Origin of the sequence: Paraburkholderia atlantica, assembly GCF_000092885.1 — a bacterium.
Lineage (GTDB): Bacteria > Pseudomonadota > Gammaproteobacteria > Burkholderiales > Burkholderiaceae > Paraburkholderia > Paraburkholderia atlantica.
This window is the reverse complement of the sequence record NC_014118.1, coordinates 1452228-1477258: the sequence shown is the minus strand read 5'-3', so window position 1 is coordinate 1477258 and position 25031 is coordinate 1452228. Positions and strand designations below refer to the sequence as shown.

General features: G+C 62.2%; 22 protein-coding genes. 12 read left to right on the top strand and 10 right to left on the bottom strand.

The window, feature by feature from the left end:
• Positions 1-2: 2 nt before the first annotated feature.
• From BC1002_RS22655 to BC1002_RS22620, 8 genes are all read right to left on the bottom strand, one after another.
• On the bottom strand, positions 3-992 hold the full coding sequence (locus tag BC1002_RS22655; protein ID WP_013092323.1) for a threonine ammonia-lyase: 990 nt from the start codon (positions 990-992) through the stop codon (positions 3-5).
• 68 nt (positions 993-1060) lie between these two features.
• Positions 1061-2038 carry a M14 family metallopeptidase gene (locus BC1002_RS22650; RefSeq protein WP_013092322.1) on the bottom strand — a complete coding sequence of 326 codons (978 nt, stop codon included), beginning with the start codon at positions 2036-2038 and terminating at the stop codon, positions 1061-1063.
• Positions 2035-3507, bottom strand: coding sequence for an NAD-dependent succinate-semialdehyde dehydrogenase (locus tag BC1002_RS22645; RefSeq protein ID WP_013092321.1), 1473 nt, complete (start codon positions 3505-3507; stop codon positions 2035-2037). The genes BC1002_RS22650 and BC1002_RS22645 overlap by 4 nt, the downstream gene beginning before the upstream one ends.
• Before the next feature lie 42 nt (positions 3508-3549).
• Positions 3550-4632, bottom strand: coding sequence for a tartrate dehydrogenase (locus tag BC1002_RS22640; RefSeq protein ID WP_013092320.1), 1083 nt, complete (start codon positions 4630-4632; stop codon positions 3550-3552).
• Positions 4633-4951: 319 nt separating this feature from the next.
• Positions 4952-5449 (bottom strand): Lrp/AsnC family transcriptional regulator, encoded by a 498-nt coding sequence (locus BC1002_RS22635; protein WP_013092319.1) that lies wholly within the window; start codon positions 5447-5449, stop codon positions 4952-4954.
• A gap of 44 nt (positions 5450-5493) precedes the next feature.
• Entirely contained in the window at positions 5494-6903 is a 1410-nt protein-coding gene (locus BC1002_RS22630) for an aspartate aminotransferase family protein (protein WP_013092318.1), read from the bottom strand.
• Positions 6904-7053: 150 nt separating this feature from the next.
• The gene (locus BC1002_RS22625; RefSeq protein ID WP_013092317.1) at positions 7054-7986 is read right to left on the bottom strand and encodes a 2-hydroxyacid dehydrogenase; all 933 of its coding nucleotides are present in this window, start codon (positions 7984-7986) and stop codon (positions 7054-7056) included.
• Positions 7987-7990: 4 nt separating this feature from the next.
• Positions 7991-8872 carry a GNAT family N-acetyltransferase gene (locus BC1002_RS22620; protein ID WP_013092316.1) on the bottom strand — a complete coding sequence of 294 codons (882 nt, stop codon included), beginning with the start codon at positions 8870-8872 and terminating at the stop codon, positions 7991-7993.
• Positions 8873-9097: 225 nt separating this feature from the next.
• On the opposite strand from BC1002_RS22620, the gene BC1002_RS22615 reads away from it, so the two are divergent.
• The 11 genes from BC1002_RS22615 (at position 9098) to BC1002_RS22565 (ending at position 21870) form a co-directional block, all read left to right on the top strand.
• Entirely contained in the window at positions 9098-10612 is a 1515-nt protein-coding gene (locus tag BC1002_RS22615; protein ID WP_013092315.1) for an aldehyde dehydrogenase family protein, read from the top strand.
• A 276-nt stretch (positions 10613-10888) separates the two neighbouring features.
• Positions 10889-11557 (top strand): haloacid dehalogenase type II, encoded by a 669-nt coding sequence (locus BC1002_RS22610; protein ID WP_013092314.1) that lies wholly within the window; start codon positions 10889-10891, stop codon positions 11555-11557.
• Between the two features lie 52 nt (positions 11558-11609).
• Complete coding sequence (locus tag BC1002_RS22605) at positions 11610-12884, top strand: NAD(P)/FAD-dependent oxidoreductase (RefSeq protein ID WP_013092313.1); 1275 nt, start codon at positions 11610-11612, stop codon at positions 12882-12884.
• A 60-nt stretch (positions 12885-12944) separates the two neighbouring features.
• Positions 12945-14543, top strand: coding sequence for an ABC transporter substrate-binding protein (locus BC1002_RS22600; protein ID WP_013092312.1), 1599 nt, complete (start codon positions 12945-12947; stop codon positions 14541-14543).
• A 66-nt stretch (positions 14544-14609) separates the two neighbouring features.
• A complete protein-coding gene (locus BC1002_RS22595; protein ID WP_013092311.1) occupies positions 14610-15566 on the top strand; it encodes an ABC transporter permease in 957 nt (318 codons plus the stop codon).
• A complete protein-coding gene (locus BC1002_RS22590) occupies positions 15563-16519 on the top strand; it encodes an ABC transporter permease (protein ID WP_013092310.1) in 957 nt (318 codons plus the stop codon). Before BC1002_RS22595 ends, BC1002_RS22590 begins: the two co-directional genes overlap by 4 nt.
• Positions 16519-18348 carry an ABC transporter ATP-binding protein gene (locus tag BC1002_RS22585; RefSeq protein ID WP_013092309.1) on the top strand — a complete coding sequence of 610 codons (1830 nt, stop codon included), beginning with the start codon at positions 16519-16521 and terminating at the stop codon, positions 18346-18348. The genes BC1002_RS22590 and BC1002_RS22585 overlap by 1 nt, the downstream gene beginning before the upstream one ends.
• Positions 18345-18596 (top strand): hypothetical protein, encoded by a 252-nt coding sequence (locus BC1002_RS22580; RefSeq protein WP_013092308.1) that lies wholly within the window; start codon positions 18345-18347, stop codon positions 18594-18596. The genes BC1002_RS22585 and BC1002_RS22580 overlap by 4 nt, the downstream gene beginning before the upstream one ends.
• Complete coding sequence (locus BC1002_RS22575) at positions 18593-19327, top strand: cupin domain-containing protein (protein ID WP_013092307.1); 735 nt, start codon at positions 18593-18595, stop codon at positions 19325-19327. The genes BC1002_RS22580 and BC1002_RS22575 overlap by 4 nt, the downstream gene beginning before the upstream one ends.
• A 2-nt stretch (positions 19328-19329) precedes the next feature.
• The gene (locus BC1002_RS22570; protein ID WP_013092306.1) at positions 19330-20655 is read left to right on the top strand and encodes an NAD(P)/FAD-dependent oxidoreductase; all 1326 of its coding nucleotides are present in this window, start codon (positions 19330-19332) and stop codon (positions 20653-20655) included.
• 705 nt (positions 20656-21360) lie between these two features.
• On the top strand, positions 21361-21870 hold the full coding sequence (locus BC1002_RS22565) for a DUF4142 domain-containing protein (RefSeq protein ID WP_013092304.1): 510 nt from the start codon (positions 21361-21363) through the stop codon (positions 21868-21870).
• Between the two features lie 247 nt (positions 21871-22117).
• Here BC1002_RS22565 and BC1002_RS22560 read toward each other — a convergent pair whose 3' ends face one another.
• Complete coding sequence (locus BC1002_RS22560) at positions 22118-22762, bottom strand: helix-turn-helix transcriptional regulator (protein ID WP_013092303.1); 645 nt, start codon at positions 22760-22762, stop codon at positions 22118-22120.
• 234 nt (positions 22763-22996) lie between these two features.
• Positions 22997-23968, bottom strand: coding sequence for an ornithine cyclodeaminase family protein (locus tag BC1002_RS22555; protein ID WP_013092302.1), 972 nt, complete (start codon positions 23966-23968; stop codon positions 22997-22999).
• A 238-nt stretch (positions 23969-24206) separates the two neighbouring features.
• On the opposite strand from BC1002_RS22555, the gene BC1002_RS22550 reads away from it, so the two are divergent.
• Positions 24207-24995: an ABC transporter substrate-binding protein gene (locus BC1002_RS22550; RefSeq protein WP_013092301.1), complete on the top strand. Its 789-nt coding sequence runs from the start codon at positions 24207-24209 to the stop codon at positions 24993-24995.
• Positions 24996-25031: the final 36 nt, after the last annotated feature.

Here is a 25031-nt window from a genome sequence, read left to right as displayed (position 1 = left end):
AGTTATAGGACACCTTCCACACTTTCCTTCTTAAGGATGCTGCCAATCCTATCTATATCCCAATTTCCGGACGTAAGAACTACGCATACTTTTTCATCTGCGCCGGTCCTTACAGCGCCTGACAATAAAGCAGCTATCCCTACGCAGGACGAGGGCTCTGCAACAAGTTTTGCATCATTTGCCACCGTCCGTACTGCTTCCTCAATTGCTTCTTCCGAAACGATAACTATATCGTCCACGTACTTTTCGATGATTGGGTACGGATGATTTCCGGGGAAATTGCATGCGAGGCCATCAGCTATTGTTCGCATGCTTGCGGCCTTGGTTCGCTCTCCGGCCTGCCGGCTCATATAATAAGGACAGCAGGCGGCAGCCTGGACGCCAATTACCTTTATCCTTGCGTTTGACTCTTTTATGGCTATGGAAATCCCAGAGATCAACCCGCCCCCGCCTATCGGAACAAGAACCGTATCTACGTCGGGCAAGTCTTCAATAATTTCCAAACCGATTGTGCCCTGACCAGCCATTACATCGAAGTCTTCATAGTTATGGACGATGGTATAGCCATGTTCCTCAACATCCGCATGAACCTTCTTCCAGCGCTCCTCATAACTGCGATCCCATAAAATTACGTCCGCACCCATTGATTTGGCGTTTTCAACCTTTAACGATGGTGCGTCATTCGGGACTATTACAGTCGTATGAATGCCTAGCAGTTGGCCTGCGTAAGCACACGCTTGACCATGATTGCCTGAGGAGCTTGTGATTATTCCTTTATCCAATTCTTTTCGAGTTAATGACAAGATCTTATTCAAAGCCCCCCGAATCTTGAAGGATCCGGTCACCTGAAGCATTTCCGGTTTGAGATAAACATGGCACCCCAAAGATTTATCCATCTTGCTTTCTCGAAGCAACGGCGTGTGGTTTACGTACGTGCCGATTCGCGCCGCCGCGCTTTTTATATCCTCAAGTGATATCGAAGTTTTCGTCATAAACTTTCCGTGTGTTCTGTGGTTCACGAAAAAATCCCGTATCCGTCGATGAGTGGAATGAACAACAGCTATTGAGGCTGTGCCCGTCGCTGTTCTATCCGGCCGAGCCGCACCACGGTTACACCCGCGCGCAACTGCCTGAGCGACGGCATCACGAGCATGCAGTCGGGATACGGCGTGCGCACGACCTCGCCTTCCGACCATGCGATCACGCTGCCTGCATCGGGAAACACTTCGAGCCCGGTGTAGTCATCGGCGAAGCGGAAGTCGAGGCTCTTCGCGACGACGGGCTCCGTCACGCGCACGATCAGCATCTCGTAGGGCAGCGGCATGAGCCAGCCATCGGGCAGATCCGCTTCATCGACGACACCGGCGAGCAACAGAAAGCGCGCCGTCACACCGCGCGCAACCGACACGGATGCCGTTTCCCAGTGCTGGCCGCATTCGATCAGCAGCGCATTCTTCGCGCTGCGCGGATCGCCGAAGCCTTCGTAATCGCGCATACGGCGGCCTTCGGGATGGCCTTCGTCGCAGATCACCGTAGCGGGCGTGCCGAGCTGTTCCGCCAGCGCGATGCCTTTGTCGAGCGGTCCGGCGACGATCAACGGCTTGCTCTTCTCGTGCATCGAATGCAGATCGAGCAGCAGATCGACGCTATCAATTACTGGCCGCATCGCGCGCGCGCGGCGCAGTTCGCTCGAATCGAGCGCGGCATTGTCGAGCGTTTGCGCCGTCCACACGCGATTGAAGTCCTGATCGACGAAGCGCGCCGCGTCCGGCTTCGACGGATCGAAGCGCGCATACGCATCGACGTTCGCAAACGCGAGCGTCAGCTTGCCGCGCTTCGGAAGCAGCTTCGCGCGCAGCAACGCATCGACGACGATCGCGCCGCACACTTCGTTGCCATGCGTGAGCGCGTTGATCATCACGTGCGGACCCGCGATACCCGAATCGAAGGTATGCACGTACGCGACGCCCGTGTCGCTGCGTTCGTGTACGGCAATGTCGGGAAACGCGAGTTCGATCGGATACGCGTGCGCATTCATTCGAGTCCGCCCTGGCAGAGATATTTGATCGACAGATAATCGTCGAGGCCGTATTTCGAGCCTTCGCGGCCATAGCCCGACTCTTTCACGCCGCCGAACGGCGCGGCCTCGCTCGCGAGCGCGCCCTCGTTGATGCCGACGATGCCCGCTTCGAGCGCCCGCGCCACACGGTCGATGCGCCGCACGTCCTGGCTATAGAAGTACGACGCGAGACCGAACGGCGTGTCGTTGGCGGCGCGGATCGCTTCGGCTTCGTCGTCGAAACGGAACAGCGGCACGACGGGGCCGAAGGTTTCCTCGCAGCTCAGTTGCATGTCGGGCGTCGCGTCGGCGAGCACGGTCGGCGCGTAGTAGTTCGGGCCGAGTTCCGTCAAACGCTTGCCGCCCGTCAGCACGCGCGCGCCGCGGCTCACGGCGTCGTCGACGTGCCGGGCGATCTTGTCGATCGCGCGCGCGTTGATCATGGGGCCGATCTGCGCAGCGGGATCGGTGGCGGGCGCGACCTTGAGCCCGGCGACGCGCGTCGCCAGCAGATCGGCGAACCGCTCGTACACGCCCGACTGCACATACACGCGGTTCGGGCACACGCAGGTTTGCCCGCCGTTGCGGAATTTCGACGCGAGCATGCCCGTCACGGCGGCGTCGAGATCGGCGTCGTCGAACACGATGAAGGGCGCATTGCCGCCCAGTTCCAGCGACAGCTTCTTCAACGTCTCCGCCGATTCGCGCGCCAGATACTTGCCGACGGGCGTCGAGCCCGTGAACGTGATCTTGCGCACGCGGCTGTCGGCGAGCCAGTCGGCGACGGCGGGCACGGCGTTTTCGCGCGAGGCCGAAATCAGGTTCAGCGCGCCTGCCGGCACGCCCGCCTCATGCGCGAGCATCACGAGCGCGAGTGCCGTGAGGGGCGTGTCCTCAGCGGGCTTGCCGACGACCGTGCACCCCGCCGCGAGCGCAGGCGCGATCTTGCGCGCGATCATCGCGAGCGGGAAATTCCACGGCGTGATCGCGGCGACGATGCCGACAGGTTCCTTGATCGCGCTCATCCGCTTGCCGCGCTGCTGCTGCGGAATGAGGTCGCCGTAGATGCGCGTCGCTTCGTCCACGAACCACGCGACATACGACGCGCCATACATCACCTCGCCGCGCCCTTCGGCAAGCGGCTTGCCCTGTTCTAGGGAGATCAGGCGGCCGAGCGCATCGGCGTTCTCGACCATCAGCGCGTGCCAGCGATGCAGCACGGCGGCGCGATCCTTCGGAAGCGTATCGCGCCACGCGGGGAAAGCGCGCGCGGCGGCATCGGTGGCAGCGTGCGCGTCAGCGGCAGTGCTGTCGGCGACCTGCGCGATGACGTTGCCCGTCGCCGGATCGGTGACGTCGAAGCGTTTGCCGCCCGACGCCGCCACCCACTTGCCGTCGATGAAATTGTCGCTGCGGATCAGTTCGCTCAACTCGTATTGCTTTGTCATCAGAACACTCCTTTGCATATCAGCGGCATGAAGTCGCGCGCATCACGCGAGCCGGTGCGCGACTGCGGCGCCCACTTCAGCCGTGTTGGCCTTGCCGCCCAGATCGCCCGTATGCGGGCCTTCCTTGAGCACGGCTTCGATGGCGGCGAGGATCGCGTCGTGCGCTTCGCGCTCTTTGCCCTGACCGTTGCCGAGAAAATCGAGCATCATCGCTGCCGACCAGATCATCGCGATCGGATTGGCGATGCCCTTGCCCGCGATGTCGGGCGCGGAGCCGTGCACGGGTTCAAACAGCGACGGGAATGCGCGATCCGGATTCATGTTCGCCGACGGCGCAATGCCGATCGTGCCCGTGCAGGCCGGGCCGAGGTCCGAGAGGATATCGCCGAACAGATTGGTCGCAACCACCACGTCGAAGCGATCCGGATTCAACACGAAACGTGCACAAAGAATGTCGATGTGCTGCTTGTCCCACTTCACGTCGGGATAGCGCGCGGCCATTTCGGCGGCACGGGCGTCCCACCACGGCATGCTGATCGAGATGCCGTTGCTCTTCGTCGCGACTGTGATCTTCTTCGCGCGGCTTTGCGCGAGATCGAAGGCGAACTTCAGCACGCGCTCCGAGCCCTTGCGAGTGAAGATCGACTGCTGCATCACGACTTCGCGCTCGGTGCCTTCGAACATCGTCCCGCCCACCGACGAGTACTCGCCCTCGGTGTTCTCGCGCACTATCATGAAGTCGATGTCGCCCGGCTTGCGACCGGCGAGCGGCGACGGCACGCCGTCGAACAGACGCGCGGGACGCAGATTGATGTACTGGTCGAATTCTCGGCGGAACTTCAGCAGCGAGCCCCACAGCGAGATGTGATCGGGCACGGTATCGGGCCAGCCGACCGCGCCGAACAGGATCGCATCGGCCAATTGCAGTTGCGCCTTCCAGTCGTCAGGCATCATCTGGCCGTGCTGTGCGTAGTAGTCGCAGCTCGCCCATTCGATATGCGTGTATTCGAGCCCGATGCCAAAACGTTGGCTGACGGCGTCGAGGGCGCGCAATGCTTCGGGCATTACTTCCTTGCCGATGCCGTCGCCGGGAATCACTGCGATACGGTATGGTTTGCGATTCATGCGAGGCTCCGCTTCAAGTCGTAAGAGATCAATTTCAACAAAATCAGGTTCGCGCCTTCGATCAGCATTTCTACGGATCTGTCGAAGGTCATTGCTTGTCGTGAATAGAGTGTCCAAGCGAGCCGATTTGCGCGCCATTCATTTTGTCGCCGACAAGACGAGGGAACAGGGCAAGCGGCGGCTACCCCGCAGCTGCACGCCGAGGCACGCCCTTCGCGAAAGGCTGACGCATGAGCGGTATTGCCGTGCGGCTCGCACGGTCTGTGAGGAATGACGCGGGGTTTCGCAAGGACGGCGCCAGTGGCCCGAACTTTACGCTTTACCGATCTTCGCGCGAAAAGAGCTTCTCGAGCGGGTAGGCCGTCTTCACGAACGGCGACTTGATGACCAGGTAGCTGAAGTACTTCTCGATGCCAATATCGCGCTCTAGCAGTTCTTCGATAACGCTCTGATAATGACTGACGCTGCGCGTCACGAACTTGAGCAGGTAATCGTATCCGCCGCTCACAAGATGGCATTCGACGATCTCGTCGACATTGCGGATTGCCGCCACGAATTCGATGAAGTCCTCGCGATGATGATCCGTCAACGTGACCTCGGTGAACACCACCTGCACGTCGCCGAGCTTTTCCAGCTGGATCCGCGCGCCATATCCAACGATATAACCCGCTTGCTCCAGCCGCTTCACCCGGATGAGGCACGGACTCGGCGATAGACCCACCGCGTCGGCAAGCTCGACGTTGGTGATCCGGCCGCTCTTTTGCAGTTGCGAAAGTATCCGTAAATCGAGGCGATCGAGCTTGCAGCCGGTGCTCATGGTGATGGTCTCTATGCCGCATTTTGAAGTTGTTCCCGATCTTATCACGCAACCGTGCGGGTCGCGGTTTCGGGGCGGGATCGCAATGCGGCACGCACGTCGGGTTGCTCGAGCACGTCGTCGAGCGTTCTCTCGAGCCGCTCGAACATCAGTTCGAAATCGCTTTCCGAATAGCAAAGCGCAGGTGCAAAGCCAAGCACGTTGTCGCCGAACGCGCGGAACACCAGGCGGTTCCTGTAGGCGGCAGCCGCGATCCGGTCAGGCAGGCAGAGGGACGGATCAAACCCCTGCTTCGTCCCCTTGTCCGACACGAGTTCGAGCGCGCCCAGCAGCCCCCGGTGACGCGAGTCGCCGACGAGTGGATGCGCGAGCAGTGCGTCGAGCCCCTGTGCGAAGCGCGGAGCCCGTGCCACGCCGTTGGCGAGCAGGCCGCCCTCGCGGTAGAGCCGTATCACTTCCAGGCCGATCGCGGCGCTCACCGGATGCGCGGAATAGGTATGGCCGTGGCCGATCGCCGCCGACGCATCGCCGCCATCCGCGATGCCCTGGTACACGGCATCGGACATCAGCACCGCGCCCATTGGCGCATAGCCCGCGGTGAGCCCTTTCGCGACTGTCATCAGGTCAGGCTCGACGTCTTCGGCTTCGCACGCGAACAACGGTCCGGTTCGCCCAAATCCGGTGATGACCTCGTCGGCGACGAACAGAATGTCGAGCTCACGGCACGCTTCACGCATCGCCTTGAGCCAGCCGACGGGCGGCACGATCACCCCGCCGGAGCCCTGGATCGGCTCGCAGAAGAACGCCGCGACGTTCTCGGCGCCGAGTGCTGCAACCTTCGCTTCCAGGGCGGCGACTGACGCGGCGATCAGCGCGGCGTCATCCTTGAACGTATTGCGGTACGCATAGGGCGACGGGATGTGATGCTGATTCGGCAGCGGCATATCGAAGTTCCGATGGAAAACCGGCAGCGCAGTCAAGCCCGCACCGATCGACGATGAGCCGTGATAGCCGCGCTTGACCGCGATGATGTGCTTCTTCGATGCACGGCCTGTCGCATTGAAGTAGTGGGTGATGAAACGCAGGGCGGAATCGACGGCGTCGGAGCCACCGAGCGTGAAATACACGTGCTGCAGCGAAGCGGGCGACAGTTCGACGAGCTTGGCGGCCAACTCAATTGCAGGCCTGGAGCCGAAGTGAAAGTATCCGGTCGCATAGGGCAGGCGCGCCATCTGCTCGTTGGCGACTCTCACGATGCTTTCCTGCCCATAACCGACGTTCACGCACCACAGGCCTGAGAACGCATCGAGCAGTTCGTTACCCTGAATATCATGCAGGAACACGCCGTGCGCGGAATCGAGGATGGTTACGCCACGCGCTTCGTGCGCGCGATAGCTGACTACCGGGTGGATCAGATGCTTGCGGTCAGCGTCGATGAGTGATTGAATCGGCATGGTTGGTTCCGTTTTGGGGCGGGCTGTGGAGGATTCCATCATACCGAGTGAGCGCATGCGAACGTGCTGCCAAAACATCGCTGTAAAAGCGCGGATGCCGCGTTTTATGATGCGCTCGCAGCATTTTCTGCTGCGAGCGTGCTGGCGGATCTAATAGCCGCGGCTGCGGTCGATTTCACCCAGAAGCGGCTCGCTGGCGCGATGGCGGCGGATGTTCTCGAGCACCACGTCGACCGCGGTGTCAGGCCGCGTGGCGCTCGCGATGTGCGGCGTGATGCGCACGCGCGGATGCCCCCACAGTGCATGCGTGGCAGGCAACGGCTCGGGGTCGGTGACGTCGAGGATTGCGTTGCGAAGCTGGCCGCTCGCAAGCGCAGCGAGCAGATCGTCCTGGTTCAGATGCGGTCCGCGCCCAACATTCACGAGCGACGCGCCTCGCGGCAACGCAGTGAAGAGCTTCGCGTTCAGAAGACCGCGCGTCGCCTCGGTGAGCGGTAGCAGGCAGACCAGCACATCCGTGCGGGCGAGGAACGCAGTGAGCGCTTCGTTTCCCGCATAGCAATCGATGCCGTCGAGCGAGCGCGGTTTGCGGCTCCAGCCCCAGCCCGCACATGGAAAGCCGAAGAGTCGCAAGCGTTCCAGCACGGCGGTTCCAAGCACGCCCAGCCCGAGCACGCCGATGCGCCGCGAGGCGGCCGCGCGCACCGGCATCTCGCGCCATTCGCGTGCCAACTGGTGCTGCGTGTAGTCGAACAAATCGCGATGGATCGTGAGCACCGCTTGGGTCACATACTCGACCATCCCCTCGACGATGCCCGGCTCGATCATGCGCACGACTGGCAGATGCTGCGGCACACGCGACAGATCGAACTGATCGATGCCTGCGCCGACGGAAAACATCACTTCGAGACTGGGCAACGTGCGTGTCAGATCTTCTGGCGGCTGCCAAGCAGCAAGGTAGCGAATCGAAGCCGGGTCGCCGATGTCGGGCCACAGGCGAAACTCGATTTCCGGCGCTTTCTGCGCAAAGAGTCGCGCCCATTGTTCGCCGCGCGCCGGATCGGCCTTGTAGAGAAACGTCATCGCGTTAGCCGAGCGCCTGATTGATGATCGCGAATTGCCTCACGTCATCATCGGCGCGCGGCGAACCGTTGCGCGCCATCTTCGCCACGGTATCGACACGTATGAGGCCGAGCCCATCAAGCCATTCGGAAAATGTGCTTTCGCCCGGCGTATCGATGCGCACAAACACTCCCTCGTTGCGCGCGAGCCAATGGCTGATGAGGGCCTTCGCGCGGCTCGAATCCTCGGAGTCGGGCGCGACCACTGGCCCGATCACGTAGCCGCGTCCGAAGCGCCGGAACAACGAGAAACCGAGCAGTTCGCCGTCGCGATCCACAGCGATGCCGTCGGAGAGTTCCAGCAGCGACGGCAGCAGCGCACTGCGATCGACGCCGCTCGCACGCGAGGCGAGTGCGATCAGCTGGGGGGTGTCGTTCGCCCCGAGCGGGCGCAGCCGCTCGCCCGGCGGCAGTGAGACCAGTGGTGGCTGAAAGGCGGCGCCCTGGTGCTGATTGATCGTTCCGATCTTCGCGAAGCCAAGTTTTTCGTACAGCGGCTTGCCGGCGTCGGTGGCGTGAAGCAGCGTGGTTCTGTCGCCCAGTGCTTCCAGCAGCAGTTCCATCAGCTTGCGCCCGATGCCGTGCCCCTGGCGTTCAGGCGACACGATCACCATGCCGAGCGAAGCGTGGTCGCCTCCGTATTTCCAGCACAGTGCCGTGCCAACGACACCGCTTGCGTCCTCGGCGACGAACCCCTCGCCCGCCTTCGCGACGAAGCGCCAATCATCCACGCGATGCGGCCAGTTGATCTGGCTCGATAGCGCATAGGCCGCGGCGAGGTCGTTGTCGGTAAAGGGCCGATAGGAGAGCGCGAGCTTCTCCATGGGGGTTTTTGTTGGATCGGACATGCCGGCCTCCTTGCAAAAAATTACGCCGCCACTCTCGCATTCCGATGCGGCATTGTCTACGACCTTGACTTGGTTGGCGCAAATTCGATGCAAAACGCGCTGTTGCTGCATTCAAAACCGTCGCGATCTGCTGAATCGCGCTTTTTGTCAGTGACATATGTGGACCCGCTGGACATATGATTTCTTCAACATTCACAGCATGAATCAAGGGAACGGGAGACTCATATGGACAGTTTCGATCCGGGCAAGATCGTGGTGCGCGGTGGACACTTCATCGACGGGCGATGTGTCGATGAAGGTACTCAGCGGATTGACGTGGCGCGGCCGTCCGATGGCGTCGTCTATGCCACAGTGCCGCTCGCCGATGCCACTATGATCGACCGTGCCGTAGAGAACTCGTGGGCTGCGTTCAAGACGAGCGGCTGGGCCAGCATGGCACCCCGCGAGCGCGCCGGCATCCTGCGCCGCTTCGCGGACCTGGTTGCCGCCGACACTGACATGCTCGCCCCGCTCGAAGCTCTCGGCTCGACACGCCCGGTCCGTGATGCCGTCGCTTGGGACGTGCCGTTCACAGCCGAAGGCATCCGCTTTTTCGCGGAGTTCGCGGACAAGATCGGCGGCGACGTCGCAGCAACCGATCACGACCATCTGGGCATGACGATCGCCGAGCCGTATGGCGTGATCGCCGCGATTGCGCCGTGGAATTTTCCGCTGGTAATGGCGTCGTGGAAGATCGCCCCCGCGCTCGCGGCGGGCAACGCAGTGGTCCTCAAGCCCTCGGAGATGACGCCGTTTTCGGCACTGCGCCTGGCCGAGCTCGCGGTCGCCGCGGGCGTGCCGGCGGGCATCTTCAACGTCGTGCAGGGCAACGGCCGCACCACGGGCGACGCGCTCGTGCGGCATCCGCGCATCGGTAAGGTGACGTTCACCGGCTCCACCCGCACGGGCGCGGCAATCATGGCCGCATGCGCCGAGAGCGGCACCAAGCCGGTTACGCTCGAGCTAGGCGGCAAGAGCCCGCAACTCGTTTTCGCCGACGCGCCGCGCCTTGACGAGGTTGCGCGCCGCATCGCCGGAGCGATCTCGGGCAACGCAGGTCAGGTATGCAATGCGGGCTCGAGGCTGCTGGTCGAACGCTCGATTGCGGACGAACTGACCGGACGAATCCAGCGGGTGTTCGCGCAGTTGAAGGCCGGCGCGACCTGGCGGCCTGACACCACTCTCGCGCCGATCATCTCGGAGTCGCAGGCAGCGCGCGTCGAAGCGATTGTGGAGCGCACCATAAAGCAGGGCGCGACTCTGTGCTACGGCGGTAAGCGCATGGACGGCGGAACGCCCGGCGCGTTCTACTCGCCGACGATCCTTGCCGACGTCGCGCAGCAATCCGAAGCCGTGCGCGAGGAAGTGTTCGGGCCCGTGCTCACGGTGCAAACTTTCGATACGGATGACCAGGCGCTCGAACTCGCCCGGCACGCCGACTACGGTCTCGCGGCTGGCGTGCATACCGCCGACATCGGTCGCGCGCTGCGATTCGTGCGTGGCATCGAAGCGGGCACGGTGTGGGTCAACCGCTACGGAAGAACCAGCGACTTCATCATACCGACGGGCGGCTACAAGCGCTCCGGTATCGGCAAGGATCTCGGTCGGCAGGCTTACGAAGCGAACCTGCGCTTCAAGAGTGTGCTAATCGACATTCGGCCTTCATCCGGTGCCGTGGTTCGAGAGACGGCGGAAAACTAGCAGCCATGGCTCATTCAACGTGATTTGCCCGGGCACACTGCAGTGCGTTCAACGGTCTTGATGGAACCCTCACTCAGTACAAACCCGACACAGCAACCGTCTTGGGCCATTCACCGCAGACTGTGCTGTTAGGGTCACTAATAAAAGATGCGTTGTGCTTTTTGCCCACTCAAATCAGCGACACCCTGACTTTTTGCGCTGGTTAAATACTCGACAGGAAGCAGGTTTCTTCTCGCCACCGAACTTCAATGTTCACCTTACGATAGGACTATCACCATGATCGATTTCGAGCCGAAGTACATCACCTTTGACTGCTATGGCACGCTGACGAAGTTCCGCATGGCCGAGATGGCTCGCGAGATCTACGGGGACCGTTTGCAAGGAGCGCAGCTAGAGCGGTTCGTCACGTTCTTCGCCGGCTATCGGCTCGATGAGGTGCTCGGTGCATGGAAGCCGTATCGCGACGTGGTCGTAAATTCGGTGCGCCGCACGTGTCAGCGGATGGGCGTTGCATTCGACGAGAGTGAGGCCGAGAAGTTCTATCTGGCCGTACCTACCTGGGGCCCACACCCTGACGTCCCGGAAGGTCTGTCGCGGCTCGCTAAGAAGTATAAGCTCGTGGCTCTGTCGAATGCCTCGGACGACCAGATCCAGAGCAACGTCGACAAGCTCGGTGCGCCGTTCCATAAGGTGTTCACCGCGCAGCAGGCTCAGTCGTACAAGCCGCGCATGCAAGGCTTCGAGTACATGTTCGACCAGCTGGATTGCAACCCCGAAGACGTGCTGCATGTGTCGTCTAGCTTGCGCTACGACCTGATGACCGCGCACGACCTGGGTGTGAAGCACAAGGCGTTCATCAACCGCGGCCACGAACCGTCCACGCCGTATTACGACTACTACGAGGTCAACGACATCGGCGGTCTTGCCACGCTGCTTGGTCTCTAAGTACGCAGCCGAGAATGCCACTGCGCACGCCATCGCATACGGAGGTCACACGATGAAGCTCGATTCCTACTGGCTCGACACCGCGCCGGCCTGCCACGGGGTGAGCGAGGGACCGGCCGAAGGTCCCGTCGATGTCGCGGTGATCGGCGGCGGCTTTACGGGCCTCTCGGCGGCGCTGGCGCTCGCGAAGCGCGGTGCGGCGGTTGCCGTGCTCGAGGCGGGCCGTATCGGCGGTGGCGCATCGGGGCGCAACGGCGGCCAGTGCAACACCGGCGTGGCGCAGGATTACGTCGCGCTTCATGCGCAGCTCGGCGCGCAGCGCGCACGTGGCTGTTATCAGGCGTATGCGGCAGCGGTCTCTACGGTGGAGCGTCTGATCCGCGAGGAACAGATCGACTGCGACTACCTCGCTTCAGGCAAGCTGAAACTCGCGTCGAAGCCGCATCATCTGGACCGCCTCGAAAAGACCGCCGAACTTATCCGTCGTGAGGTCGATGCTGATGTCGAACTGATCGGCGGCGATCGCATTCGCAGCGAGGTCGGCTCGGGCAATTTCTACGGCGGCTTGCTGCAAAAGCGCGGCGGCCAGATGCATATGGGCAAGTTCGCGGTGGGGCTCGCGAACGCGGCAGTTCGCAGCGGCGCGCGGCTTTTCGACAATGCAGAAGTGACGCGGATTGAAAAGGAAGGCGGCACGTATCGCATCGTATCGGTGCGTGGCGAACTGCGCGCGAAGCAGGTGCTGGTCGCGACGGGGCCGTCGCGCCACGGGCCGTTCGGATGGTATCGGCGGCGCATGGCGCCGGTTGGTTCGTTCATCGTGGTGACTGAGCCATTGCCGGCGGGGGAGCTCGCGCAGCTTTTGCCAAATCGTCGTTCGTACGTGACGAGCCGCCTGATGCACAACTACTTTCGCGTGACGCCGGACTCACGGCTTCTCTTTGGCGGACGCGCGCGCTTCACGGCATCAGAGCAACCGTCTGACACGAAAAGCGGGCGCATCCTGCAGGCGAACCTCGCGCAGATGTTCCCGAGCTTCGCCAACGCGCGCATCGACTACTGCTGGGGCGGGCTGGTCGATATCACGGCCGACCGCCTGCCGCGCGCAGGCCAGCATGACGGCATCTACTTCTCGATGGGCTACAGCGGGCACGGCACGCAGATGGCGACGCACATGGGCCAGGTGATGGCCGAGGTGATGGCCGGCGATGCAGCAGCGAACCCTTGGCGCGACTTCGACTGGCCGGCGATTCCCGGGCATACGGGCAAGCCGTGGTTTTTGCCGCTCGTGGGTGCTTATTATCAGATCAAAGATGCGTTTTACTAACCAGACAGCCAGCAGTCCAGCTGTCGAGATTCCCCAAGACCGTCCTATCCGGAGGAGATCATGAAAATAGATACATCGCACCAGGTGCAGCTCGAAGAACTGACTCAGCGCGGCGCCTCCCGGCGCGAGGTCCTCCGTGCGCTCGCCGCGGGCGGCGTGATGTCGCTGACCGGCGCGGGACTCCTCGCGAGGACCGGTGCGACCTTCGCGCAGGGCACGCCGAAGCAGGGCGGCAAGATCCGCGTGGCGTCGCAGTCCGCATCGGCCTCCGACACGCTCGATCCCGCGAAGGGCGCAAACAACACTGACTACGTTCGCGCCAACATGGTCTACAACGGGCTAACCGAACTTGACTCACACCTTGACGCGAAGATGGCGCTCGCCGAATCGGTGGAGACGAAGGACGCGGTGGTCTGGGTCGTGACGCTCAGGAAAGGCGTGCAGTTTCACGATGGCAAGCCGCTCGCACCAGCGGACGTGGTCTATTCGATCATGCGCCATAAGGACCCGGCCACGGCATCGAAGGCGAAGACGCTTGCCGACCAGATCAAGGACGTCAAGGCCACCGGCCCGAACCAGGTGACGATCACGCTGGAGGGCGCGAATGCCGACCTGCCCGTCATCCTTGCCACGTCGCACTTCCTGATCATCAAGGACGGCACGAAGGATTTCAAGACGGCTGTCGGTACGGGCCCCTACAAGGTGAAGGAATTCTCGCCCGGCGTGCGTACGGTCGGCGTGCGCAACGCGAACTACTGGAAGAGCGGCCTGCCGCATCTGGACGAGATCGAACTGATCGGCATCGGCGACGAACCGTCGCGCGTGAATGCGCTGCTGTCGGGCGACGTGCAACTGATCAACGCGATCACGCCGAACTCGACCGAGCGCATCAAGAGCACGCCGGGCTATACGGTGCTCGAGACGAAGACGGGCGCCTATACAGACCTGATCATGCGCGACGAAGGCGGCATTACCGGCAACGAGGATTTCCGCCGGGGCATGAAATACCTGCTGGACCGCGAGCAGATCCACCGTGCGGTATTTCGCGGCTTCGGCACGATCGCCAACGACCAGCCGATCGCCCCGAGCAATAAATACTATCTCGCGGGCCTGCCGCAGCGGACGTTCGATCCGGACAAGGCCAGGTTCTATTTCCAGAAGGCCAAGCTCGGCAGCGCGCCGGTGCAGATCTTCGCGTCCCCGGCCGCAGACGGTTCGGTGGAAATGGCGATGCTGCTCCAGCAGGTCGCCCCGCAGGCGGGCCTGAATCTGCAGGTAAGCCGCGTGCCGGCGGATGGCTACTGGTCCAATCACTGGATGAAACATCCGCTGGGCTACGGCAACATCAACGCGCGGCCTAGCGCGGATGTGGTGTTCACGCAGTTCTTCAAGTCCGACGCGCCGTGGAACGAAGCAAACTGGAAGGATCCGAAGTTCGACCAGATGCTGATCGCCGCGCGTGGCGAACCCGACGAGGCCAAGCGCAAGAAGATCTACGGCGACATGCAGGTGCTGGTGCATGAAAGCGGCGGCGTCGGTATTGCGCAGTTCGACAGCTCGCTCGATGCCCACACGACGAAGCTCAAGGGCCTCGGCTCGATTCCGCTGATGGGGTTGATGGGCGGCATGTTCGCCGAGCACGTGTGGCTCGAGGCGTGAAGCGGTTCGTTTGATGCGATGGCGCGTCACGTGTTCGCGCCATCTGTTTTAGCCCAGGAGGCAATCTTGAAAGCACACGCGCAACGACTCATCGCCGCGCGCCTTGGCCTCGCGCTGCTCACACTGCTGATCGTGTCCGCGATGGTGTTCGCCCTCACCGGCCTGTTGCCGGGCGACGCGGCGCAGCAGGCGCTCGGTCAGGCCGCGACGCCCGCGCAGGTCGCGGCGCTGCGTCACCAGTTCGGTCTCGATCAGCCGGCCGTGCAACGCTACGCTCAGTGGCTCGTGCGCGCCGTGAGCGGTAACTTCGGCACTTCGCTGTCGAACAACCTGCCGGTGCGCGAACTGATCGCCACGCGCTTGCCGAACTCGCTGGTGCTGGCCGGACTGACGACGCTGGTGTCGGTGCCCATCGCGCTCGCGATCGGCATTACCTCGGCGATGTTCCGCGGCTCGCTGCTCGACCGCGCGCTCAATGTGCTGACCTTGTCGACTGTCGCGGTGCCCGAGTTCCTGATCGCTACGATTGCCGTCTTGATCTTCGCGGTGAAGCTGCGCTGGCTGCCCGCGCTGTCGTATCTGTCCGACGTGTCGTCGTTCGGGGCGCTGCTGCGCATCTACGCAATGCCCGTGATGACGCTGTGCTGCGTGATCACCGCGCAGATGGCTCGCATGACGCGTGCGGCCGTGCTGGATCAGCTCAACGCGTCGTATGTCGAGATGGCCATCCTGAAGGGCGCATCGCCGATGCGCGTCGTGCTGCGCCATGTGCTGCCCAATACGATCGGGCCGATTGCCAACGCAGTCGCGCTGTCCCTGTCGTACCTGTTCGGCGGCGTGGTGATCGTCGAGTCTATCTTCAACTATCCGGGCCTCGCCAGCCTGATGGTCGATGCCGTCACGAACCGCGACATGCCGCTCGTGCAGGGCTGCGTGATGGTGTTCTGCGTCGCGTATCTGGGGCTCGTGCTAATCGCCGATCTATGTCAAATCGTATCCAACCCGAGGTTGCGTCAACGATGAACCGACCTGCCACCCAATCCCGTACCGGAACCGCGCTTTACGAGGTTACCGGGAACGACGCTCCGCAAGGCGATCCCAGCTTGCAGGAACCGTTGCCCCCAGTCACCGTCAGGCGGCGGGGTGTGCTGCAACGTCTGGTCAGACGCTTCTCGGTGCTCGGCCTGCTCGGCCTCGTGATCGTGATCTTCTGGCTCGCCGTCGCGTTTCTTGGACCGCTCGTCGCGCCGTACAAGGGCGGGGCCATCACGTCGACCGAAATTTTCGGCTCGTATAGCGCCGCGCATCCGCTCGGAACCGACTATCTGGGCCGCGATCTGCTAAGCCGCGTGATCTTCGGCACGCGCTATACGGTGGGACTCGCTCTCGCGTCCGCCGTGCTGGCCAGCTGCATCGGCACCTTTTTCGGCCTGCTCGCCGCCGTGTCGGGACGCGCAGTCGACGAGGTCCTGAGCCGGCTGTTCGACGCGGTGATCTCGATTCCGAGCAAGGTGCTCGCGCTCGTCGTGGTCGCCGCATTCGGCTCGTCGATCCCGATACTGCTGGGCGTCGCTGCGTTCGCCTATATTCCCGGCGCATTTCGTATTTCACGCTCGCTCGCCGTCAACCTCATGACACTCGAATATGTGCAGGTCGCGAGAGCGCGCGGCGAAGGGCTTCTCTACATCGCGCGCGTCGAAGTGTTGCCCAACATGATTCATCCGATGCTCGCCGACTTCGGCCTGCGCTTCGTGTTCATCGTGCTGCTGCTCAGCGGTCTGAGCTTTCTCGGCCTAGGCGTGCAGCCGCCCAATGCCGACTGGGGCTCGCTCGTGCGCGAGAACATCGGCGGCCTCTCGGAAGGTGCGCCGGCCGTGCTGATGCCGGCCGTTGCGATTGCAACGCTGACCGTCGGCGTGAACCTCTTGATCGACAACCTGCGGCGCCGCGGTGGCCGTGGACAGGGAGCCGCGTGATGAACATGATCGAAGTGAAAGGCCTGCGCGTCGTCGCTGGAGCGGCGCCCGACCCGGTTGTCGAGATCGTCAAGGGCGTCGACTTCTCCGTGAAGAAGGGCGAGGTGCTTGCGCTGATCGGCGAGTCCGGTTCGGGCAAGACCACGATCGCGTTGTCGCTGCTCGGTCACGCACGCACGGGCTGTTCGATTGCGGGCGGATCGGTGCGCGTCGGCGACGTCGAAGTGCTGTCGCTCGATGCGCGCGGACGCCGCGCGCTTCGGGCACGCAAGGTGGCCTATGTGGCGCAGAGCGCGTCGGCTGCCTTCAACCCGTCCAGAACGATCATCGATCAGGTCACGGAACCCGCGCTGCTGCACGGGCTGATGAGACCCGCCGACGCGCGCAAGAAAGCTGTCGATCTTTTTCGTTCTCTCGCGCTGCCTTCGCCGGAGACGATCGGTACGCGTTATCCGCATCAGGTCTCGGGTGGGCAGCTGCAGCGTTTGATGGCGGCGATGGCGTTGATCACCGATCCGTCCGTGGTCGTATTCGACGAACCGACGACCGCCCTTGACGTGACCACGCAGGTCGAAGTGCTCGCGGCGTTCAAGAAGGTGATTCGCGAGCTGGGTACGACGGCGGTGTATGTGTCGCACGACCTTGCAGTAGTCGCACAGATGGCGGACCGCATCGTCGTGCTGAACAGCGGCGCCGTGCGCGAGAACGGCACGACGGCGCAGGTGCTCGATGCGCCGGCCGACGACTATACGCGCCAGTTACTGGCCGCGACGCGACGGCAGGAACCGGAGATCGCTCTCGCATCGAAGGAAGCCGCGCTGCCGATCCTCGAAATCCGCGGGCTGCACGCGGGCTACGGGCGTATCGGCCGGGATGGCATTCCGGCCGTGTGCGTGCTGAACGATGTGAGTCTGACGATCCCGCGGGGTGCCGCGCTCGGTGTAATCGGGGAGTCGGGCTCGGGTAAAACCACGCTCGCGCGCGTGGTAGCGGGTCTGGTCGAACGGGCGCGCGGCGAAGTGCTGCTCGACGGTGTGCCGCTGCCGTCGAAGCTGTCCGATCGCACGCTGGATCAATTCCGGCGTGTGCAGATCGTGTTCCAGAATGCCGACACGGCGCTCAACCCGAGCCGCACGATCGCCGACATTCTCGCCCGGCCGATGAACTTTTATCACGGCCTGCGCGGTGCGGCGGCGCAAAAACGCATGTTCGAACTGCTGGATCTGGTGAAACTGCCGGCCGCTATCGCAAAGCGCCAGCCGGGTGGGCTGTCGGGCGGGCAGAAGCAACGCGTGAATCTGGCGCGCGCGCTGGCCGCCGATCCCGCGCTGATCCTCTGCGACGAGGTCACTTCGGCGCTCGATACGGTCGTCGGTGCGGCGGTGCTCGATCTGCTCGCAGAGCTGCGGCGCGAACTGGGCGTGTCGTATATGTTCATCAGCCACGATATCTCGACCGTACGCGCGATCTGTGACGAGGTGATCGTGCTCTACGCCGGACGGCGCGTGGAAGCGGGTCAGCGGGACGTTCTCGCGGCGCCGCCTTATCACCCCTACACCGGCCTGCTGGTCGACTCTGTACCGGCATTGCAACCTGGCTGGCTCGATGCGCGGCGCGCGCTCACGCTTGCCCAGTTACCGGCAATGGGACCGTCGAGCGAAAACAATGAGCTGTGCAGCTTCCGCTCGCGGTGCCGGATGCGCATCGACGGGCAGTGCAACCTCACGCCGCCGCCGCTGAAAAAGCTGCCATCCGGCGCCGAGATTCTTTGTCACCACTCGGCTGCGGAACTCAGCCGCATGCAGACCACCAGGACGGTAGCCGCGTGAGTGCGCGCTTTGCAAGCATGGTGCAGACGGGCCGAAAGATCTTTGCGACTATCCGGCTTAGCGCCCAGATGCCTCCTTCGGCGGATACAAGCGGTAAGGAAGTGGCCGCAAACACGGAAAAAGGCCTCGACGGATGGCTGGAAAACAAGGCGATCCTTGGCTTCCAGGGCCCGAGGCCGAGCGCCTCCAGTACTGGGGTCGAACTTTTCAACGAAATCATCGCGCAACGCGCAGGAGCAAAAAAATGACCGTGGCCTTCGTGCTGCACCGTGCCGACGGCGCACCGCTTTTAACGTCGTTCCGCAGGGCGGCGTTCGGCAAGGACGACCCCTTTGCGCGACATCGCGAAATCGCCTGGGAAGGACCCGATTCGATGATCGCGGGTCGCACCAGCTTTATCGGTGAACTCGACGTGGCGAGCTTTCCCCATATCGAAACCATCGTCGTGGTGGAAGGAGAGCTCAAGCTGGAAGCGGCCGGAGAGGCGCCGCTGGTGCTGGGTCCGCACGCGGGTGCTGTCATCGGGGCGGGCACGGCGCTGCGCGTGATGGCAGAATCGCGCGTTCGCTTCGTGTTTTCCGCGGCCGCTTGCGACAAACCGACGAAGCGCGGCCTCGTCCCACTGCGCGCCGATGCCAACTTCAAGCCGTCCGTTTCGCTACCGGCAGAGGTGCTGCTGGGCCCGGTCCCGCAATGCCGGAGCGACAACGTCTTCACCGACGACGGCGCGGCGTACCTCGCGGGCACGTGGGAGTCGACGCCCTACCACCGGATCGTTCGCGCGCATCGCATGAACGAGTTCATGCATCTTCTCGCCGGCGGCGTGCGCTTCGCGGCGCCTGATGGCAGCGTGCTGTCGCTAGGCGCCGGCGACGCGCTTTTCGTGCCCCAGGGCGCACCGATCGGGTGGGAAAGCAGTGAGCGGGTGGCGAAGTTCTACGTTGTACAAAGCGTCCAGGCTTCAAACGAGCAAAACTAATCATGTCTCCTCCGCTGAACCACATCCAAACTTCGCCCACGTTGCCGACCGCGGCTGACGTGGTCGTGATCGGGGGCGGCATCATCGGCGTGTTTGCCGCCTACTATCTGGCCCGGCGCGGGATCTCGGTCGCCCTCGTCGAGAAGGGGCGGATCGGCGCCGAACAGTCGAGCCGCAATTGGGGCTGGTGTCGGCAGCAGAACCGCGACGCTCGCGAATTGCCGATGGCGAGCAAAAGCCTCGATCTCTGGGAACGATTTGCCGCCGAAAGCGGTGAAGATACTGGCTTTCATCGCTGCGGGCTGTTGTATCTCAGTAACGACGACGCCGAGCTGTCTCGCTGGTCCAGTTGGGGCGACTTTGCGAAGACCGCTGGTGTGACAACCTGCATGCTCGATAGCCGGCAAGCCGCCGAGCGAGGACAGGCGACCGGCCGCGCCTGGAAAGGTGGCGTCTTTTCGCCCAGCGATGGCACCGCCGATCCCGGCAAGGCAGCGCCGGCCGTGGCGGCTGCCCTCATGAAGCTGGGTGGCAGCGTTCACCAGCACTGTGCGGCCCGCGGCCTTGAGCTGGAGGGTGGGCGGGTCAGCGGCGTCGTCACCGAAGCCGGGGTTATCAAGACCAGGACGGCTGTGCTTGCCGGTGGCGCGTGGGCGTCGTCGTTCTGCCGCCAGCTCGGCATCCGTTTTCCCCAGGCCTCGGTCCGCCAATCCATCCTTAGCGTGTCCCCTGTGGAGCATCGTTTGCCGGATGCCCTGTTCACCGCGGGCGTGTCTGTCACACGTCGCAACGACGGGCGCTACGCACTGGCCATCAGCGGCCGCGCACGCGTAGACGTAACGCCACAGTTCATGCGTTTCGCCCCACAGTTCGTGCCCATGTTCGCCAAGCGCTGGCGCAACCTTCTTCCGGGAGGCCTGGAAGGTATTCGTGGTGGCCACGAAACGCTGAGGCGGTGGCGGCTCGATGCGCCGACTCCCATGGAGCGGGTGCGCATTCTGGATCCGAAGCCCGATCCGGCGGCGGTGAAAGAAACCCACCGGCGCGCCGTCGAACTGCTGCCTGACCTTCGCGAGGCAAAGATCACGCACGCGTGGGCTGGCTTCGTCGACAGCACGCCGGACGGTGTTCCCGGTATTGGCGAAGTGCCGGGCACGCCGGGATTGATCCTGGCAGCCGGCTTTTCCGGACACGGTTTTGGCATCGGCCCAGGCGCGGGCCACCTGATAGCGGATCTTGCCACCGGTGCTGAACCGATCGTGGACCCCATCCCGTATCAGCCCAGCCGATTCGACGACTCCGCATGGGGCAAGGTCGCTGATTTCTAGGTCTCACCCAAGATGCGTTGGAGAGTCGAATCGTGCGGACAAAATCCGCTGTTCACGATTCCTGGCCACTTGCGCGATAGCTGCACCAGCGAAAGAAGGTCCGGTGGGGCGCAAAAAGGGGAGGAAACCGGGCTCTTCCAACTGGTGTTTCCGAAGTTCTGGCGCTGGCCATGGGTATGCGGCCAAGCCGCGGATGAAGTGCAAAGTCAGGTTACATCAAATGGCCCCATTCATTACGATTCGAATCAAAGTATGACTACGATTGCCGGGTTTTGTCGCAGTATGGATCGAGGGATGAGCGAAATCGATATACGGAGTACGGGACCGCAAGCGGGTACTAAGGTGTTCTACGCCGTGGCGCCGGACGGTTCGGCGATCGAGTTCATGCAGCCGGGAAATTGAATGCCTCGCTGCCTGGCGCGGCGGTCCGTATTGGGATGGGAGTGATGACAAGCCGGTAACTGTCACGCGTTAGCCTAGCGCTTGCGGTGGGGTACCATCGAGAAGTTTGCATCGGCTGCTGGCACCTCAACTCGATGAATTCGGCCGGATGCGTGACCTCGACGTGCATCGTCACACACATGTAGCCATCGCGGAGGCGTAGCATGTCTACTGCGTTGTAGATGCGCTCAGTGAACGGTGCGTCAATGACCGGAACGCGAATTGGGGGGAGCAGTGAAGGTTAAACGTACCGCTGGAGTACTGTTGCTGCTCCTCGCATCGACGATTTGCGCATTTGGCCAGGAGGCGGGTCTGACCGATGCACAAATCGTCGGCATCATCCTTGTGGCGAATCAGGCGGAAATCGCGGCCGGCCAAACAGCCTTGCGCAGAACGCAGTCGAGAAGCGTACGATTCTTCGCGAATCGGATGATTGACGAGTATGGACAGCTCAACCAGGAAACCGCTGGATTGATGCAGAGACTCGCAGCGACTCCACAACGAAGTGGGATTAGCGATGCGCTCGCGCAGCAGAGCTACGACGACCTTGCGAGGCTCAATGCAGTCGAAACTCACGAGTTCGACCAGGCGTACCTTGATCGCGAGGTGATCTTCGTGCAGCAACTGGTCAAATTGGTAAACACCTTCATTCGGTCCACGACGAACGCGGAATTGAAGACACTGCTCGTCCGGTCTCGCCTGTCTTTTATTTTCCATCTCGACCAAGCTCACCAATTGCAGTTGGCGCTGGAATACCCGAGGTTTGGACGATGATCTGCGTGACAGGTTCACCGTGAGGACGCTCCGATGTGGAGTCGGCGTCCAATGTTCTCGCTCGCCTATTAAATTTCCGCAAGGGTCGCCCGCGTCGGATAAGTACGACGGTAGCCGGGCCAATTGCGGACTCCCCTCCGCGGTACAGTGCAAACGTTCGACGGCCGCCTACAGCTCTATAACGGCCACTCCGGCACGGCCTCGGTCGGCGTTGCCATCGTATGCATGTCGGTATTGTTAGCTCGTCTCAGGTGGCCGCGTCTCGCAAATCTCTAATATGCTGGTAGACGGTGGCACGTCCCATCCCCAACACATTCGCGACGTAGTTTGCAGCGCTTTTCCCCTTGAACGCTCCTTCTTCCCACAACGCTTCGACGATCTCGCGACGATGGTCGCGAGTCAGCGAATTTAGCGCCAACTGACGTTCCTGGAGCCACGTGTGAAGGAACGTGTTGATGCGTTCCTGCCAGTCGTCCTTGAACAGTTCCTCAGGCTGTTTCACCACGCCGGCGCCGGAGATCACACGATCAATCACATGTTTGATGTCTTCGAAGACGGCGATGTTGTAATTCACGCACATCACGCCGAAAGCGCGGGCGGTATCGTCGAACAACACCGTGCTGACGCACCGCATCCGCCTTCCATCCCAATTGACCTTTTCATACGGCCCCACCGTACCGGACTCCGCGGAGTGGTCGATCTCTTCAAGAGCGGAGTCGTCACCGAGTTCCCGTTTCGACAGATTATTGGCGATATAGGCAATCGTTTGACTTTGCAGGTCATGAATCACGATTTCGACGTAAGGGAAAAACAGCAGCGCAATGCCATCGGCGACACGGCTGTAGCGATCCAGAAGTAGCCGGCGTGCGGCCGTTGTCTTGGGCTTTCGCATAGGGGTAGATGCTTGCAGCTTTCTGAAAGTCCACCTGGGTGGGCGGTTTAGAAGGTCCGGGAATGTCCGGCATTTTGCCACGAGCAAAGCGGTACTTCTGCTCGATGACAGGACGACCCGGACGCGAAGCGACTGAATCGGCTCGCCTGGAGATCGAGCACCGCGGCATCCCGGCGAACAGCCTTTGTCATTGCTGCGGCGGCATGGCGTGATCGGCAAGATCGCGGCGATCTCTTACATGCCCGTTCGAGCAGTCAGATGGTTGAACAGCGCATAGGCAATCGCCACGTCTTCAAGACCCAGCCCGATCGAGCGGAAAAACGCATGCTTTCGATAGGACGGTTTGATCGCTTCGCCGCACGTCAGTTCGGCGAGATCGCCTAGCACGGCTTCGGGACGCCAGCCATGGTGCTCCAAAGCCAGCTTCATCTCGCCCGCACTGGCTGGGGTGGTGCGGCGGTAGTCGCAATAGACGTCCATGTCGGCAAGCCATGCGGGCGGAATCTCGTGAGCGTTCGCCACGTTGGTACTAATGGACGTGATGAGCGCTGGCTTGCGGAGCATATTGTCGTGCAGCACCGGGGTGCCGGACGAGGTACACAGTGCAACGACGTCAGCGTCGGCGACACAGTCTTCGATCCTGGAGCAAATGGAGACTCTTTCATCTATCGCCGCGAACTGCGCGTGTTTTTCCGCGTCGTTCGCAAGCCTGGGCGAAAACATCTGAATGGATTGCCACGGCCGCACCGACGCCAGATGGCGCAAATGAGCCTGTCCCACCGCACCCGCGCCGACAATCGCGAGTCGGCTAGCATGATCGGTAGCGAGGTGTTGTACCGCGAGTGCGGTCGCCCCGGCGGTGCGCTCGATCGTCAGCAGATGTGAATCACACCACATCAGCGGTTGCCCCGTTTCCATCGACATCAATGCCGTCCACGCGGTAATGATCGGCTTCGCCTGCGTGACGATGTACGGCGACAGCTTCGCGCCGAACACCTTCGCGTCCGCCATCACGCCCAGATAGGTAATGAAGTCGCCGGCGTCTTGCGGAAACAGCGTCAGCGTCTGTGGCGGTTGCGCCGCCATGTTGCTTCCGAGCGCACGAAACATCTGCGCCAATACGCCGCGCACGTCGAGGTGCGGTAGCGCTTCGCGAACGGCGTGCTGATTGACGATCAGGGGCAACCCTTTTTCTAACTGGCTCATTGAACTGCGCTCCAAAACGTTGCCGGGGTTCGGCGGTGAGGCGATTCTAAGTCAAACTGTCCAATCTGGACATTTATTTTGAAAATTGCTTGCTTTTATATCTGTCCAGAATAGACTGTCAATCCAGAGCAGGTGTGAGGCCGGCGCGTCAGCTGCCTCATGCGATGTCTCGGAGCGCGTCGGTCAGCCGTCGCGCATGCCTTCAACTGTCGTCGCCCAAACACCTGGGGAACCTCTTATGTTTCGGAAGCTTCAACTTTCACTTATCGTCGCTGCTGCGTTGGTGGGCTCGCTCGGGACCGTCGGCGCGCAGGCACAGGACACCTTGCGCTTCGGCATCGAGGCAGCCTACCCGCCGTTCGAAAGCAAGTCGCCGAGCGGGCAATTGCAGGGCTTCGACGTCGACGTCGGCAATGCGGTCTGCTCGAAGCTGGGCGTGAAGTGCGTGTGGGTAGAAAATGCTTTCGATGGACTGATTCCCGCGTTGGAAGCCCGCAAATTCGACGTGATCAATTCCGCGATGAACATCACGGACAAGCGCAAGCAATCGATTGAATTCACGAAGCCGATCTATATCGTGCCGATCGTGATGGTGGCGCGACGTGGCTCCGGCCTGTTGCCCGACGTGAAAAGTCTGCAGGGCAAACGGGTGGGCGTGTTGCAGGGGTCGTCGCAGGAGGATTTCCTCAAAGCTCACTGGGCGAATGCCGGCGTCACGGTCGTCTCGTATCAGGACCAGGATCAGGTTTACGCCGACCTGGTTGGCGGTCGCCTCGACGCCGCCGTTCAGGAAGCGCAAACTGCGCAGGACGGTTTCCTCGGCAAGCCCGCGGGTCACGAGTATGCGATCGTCGGCAAGCCGCTCAGCGATCCGGCAACGCTCGGCGAAGGCACAGGCTGGGGCTTGCGCAAGGGCGACAAGGCGCTGGTCGCGAAAGTCAATGCCGCGCTCGACGCGTTGAAGAAGGACGGCACGTTGAGCGGTCTTTCGCAGAAGTATTTCAACAGCGACATCATCGCGAAGTAACGGATCGACGAGCCGGCGCCAGAGATGTCGCACCGG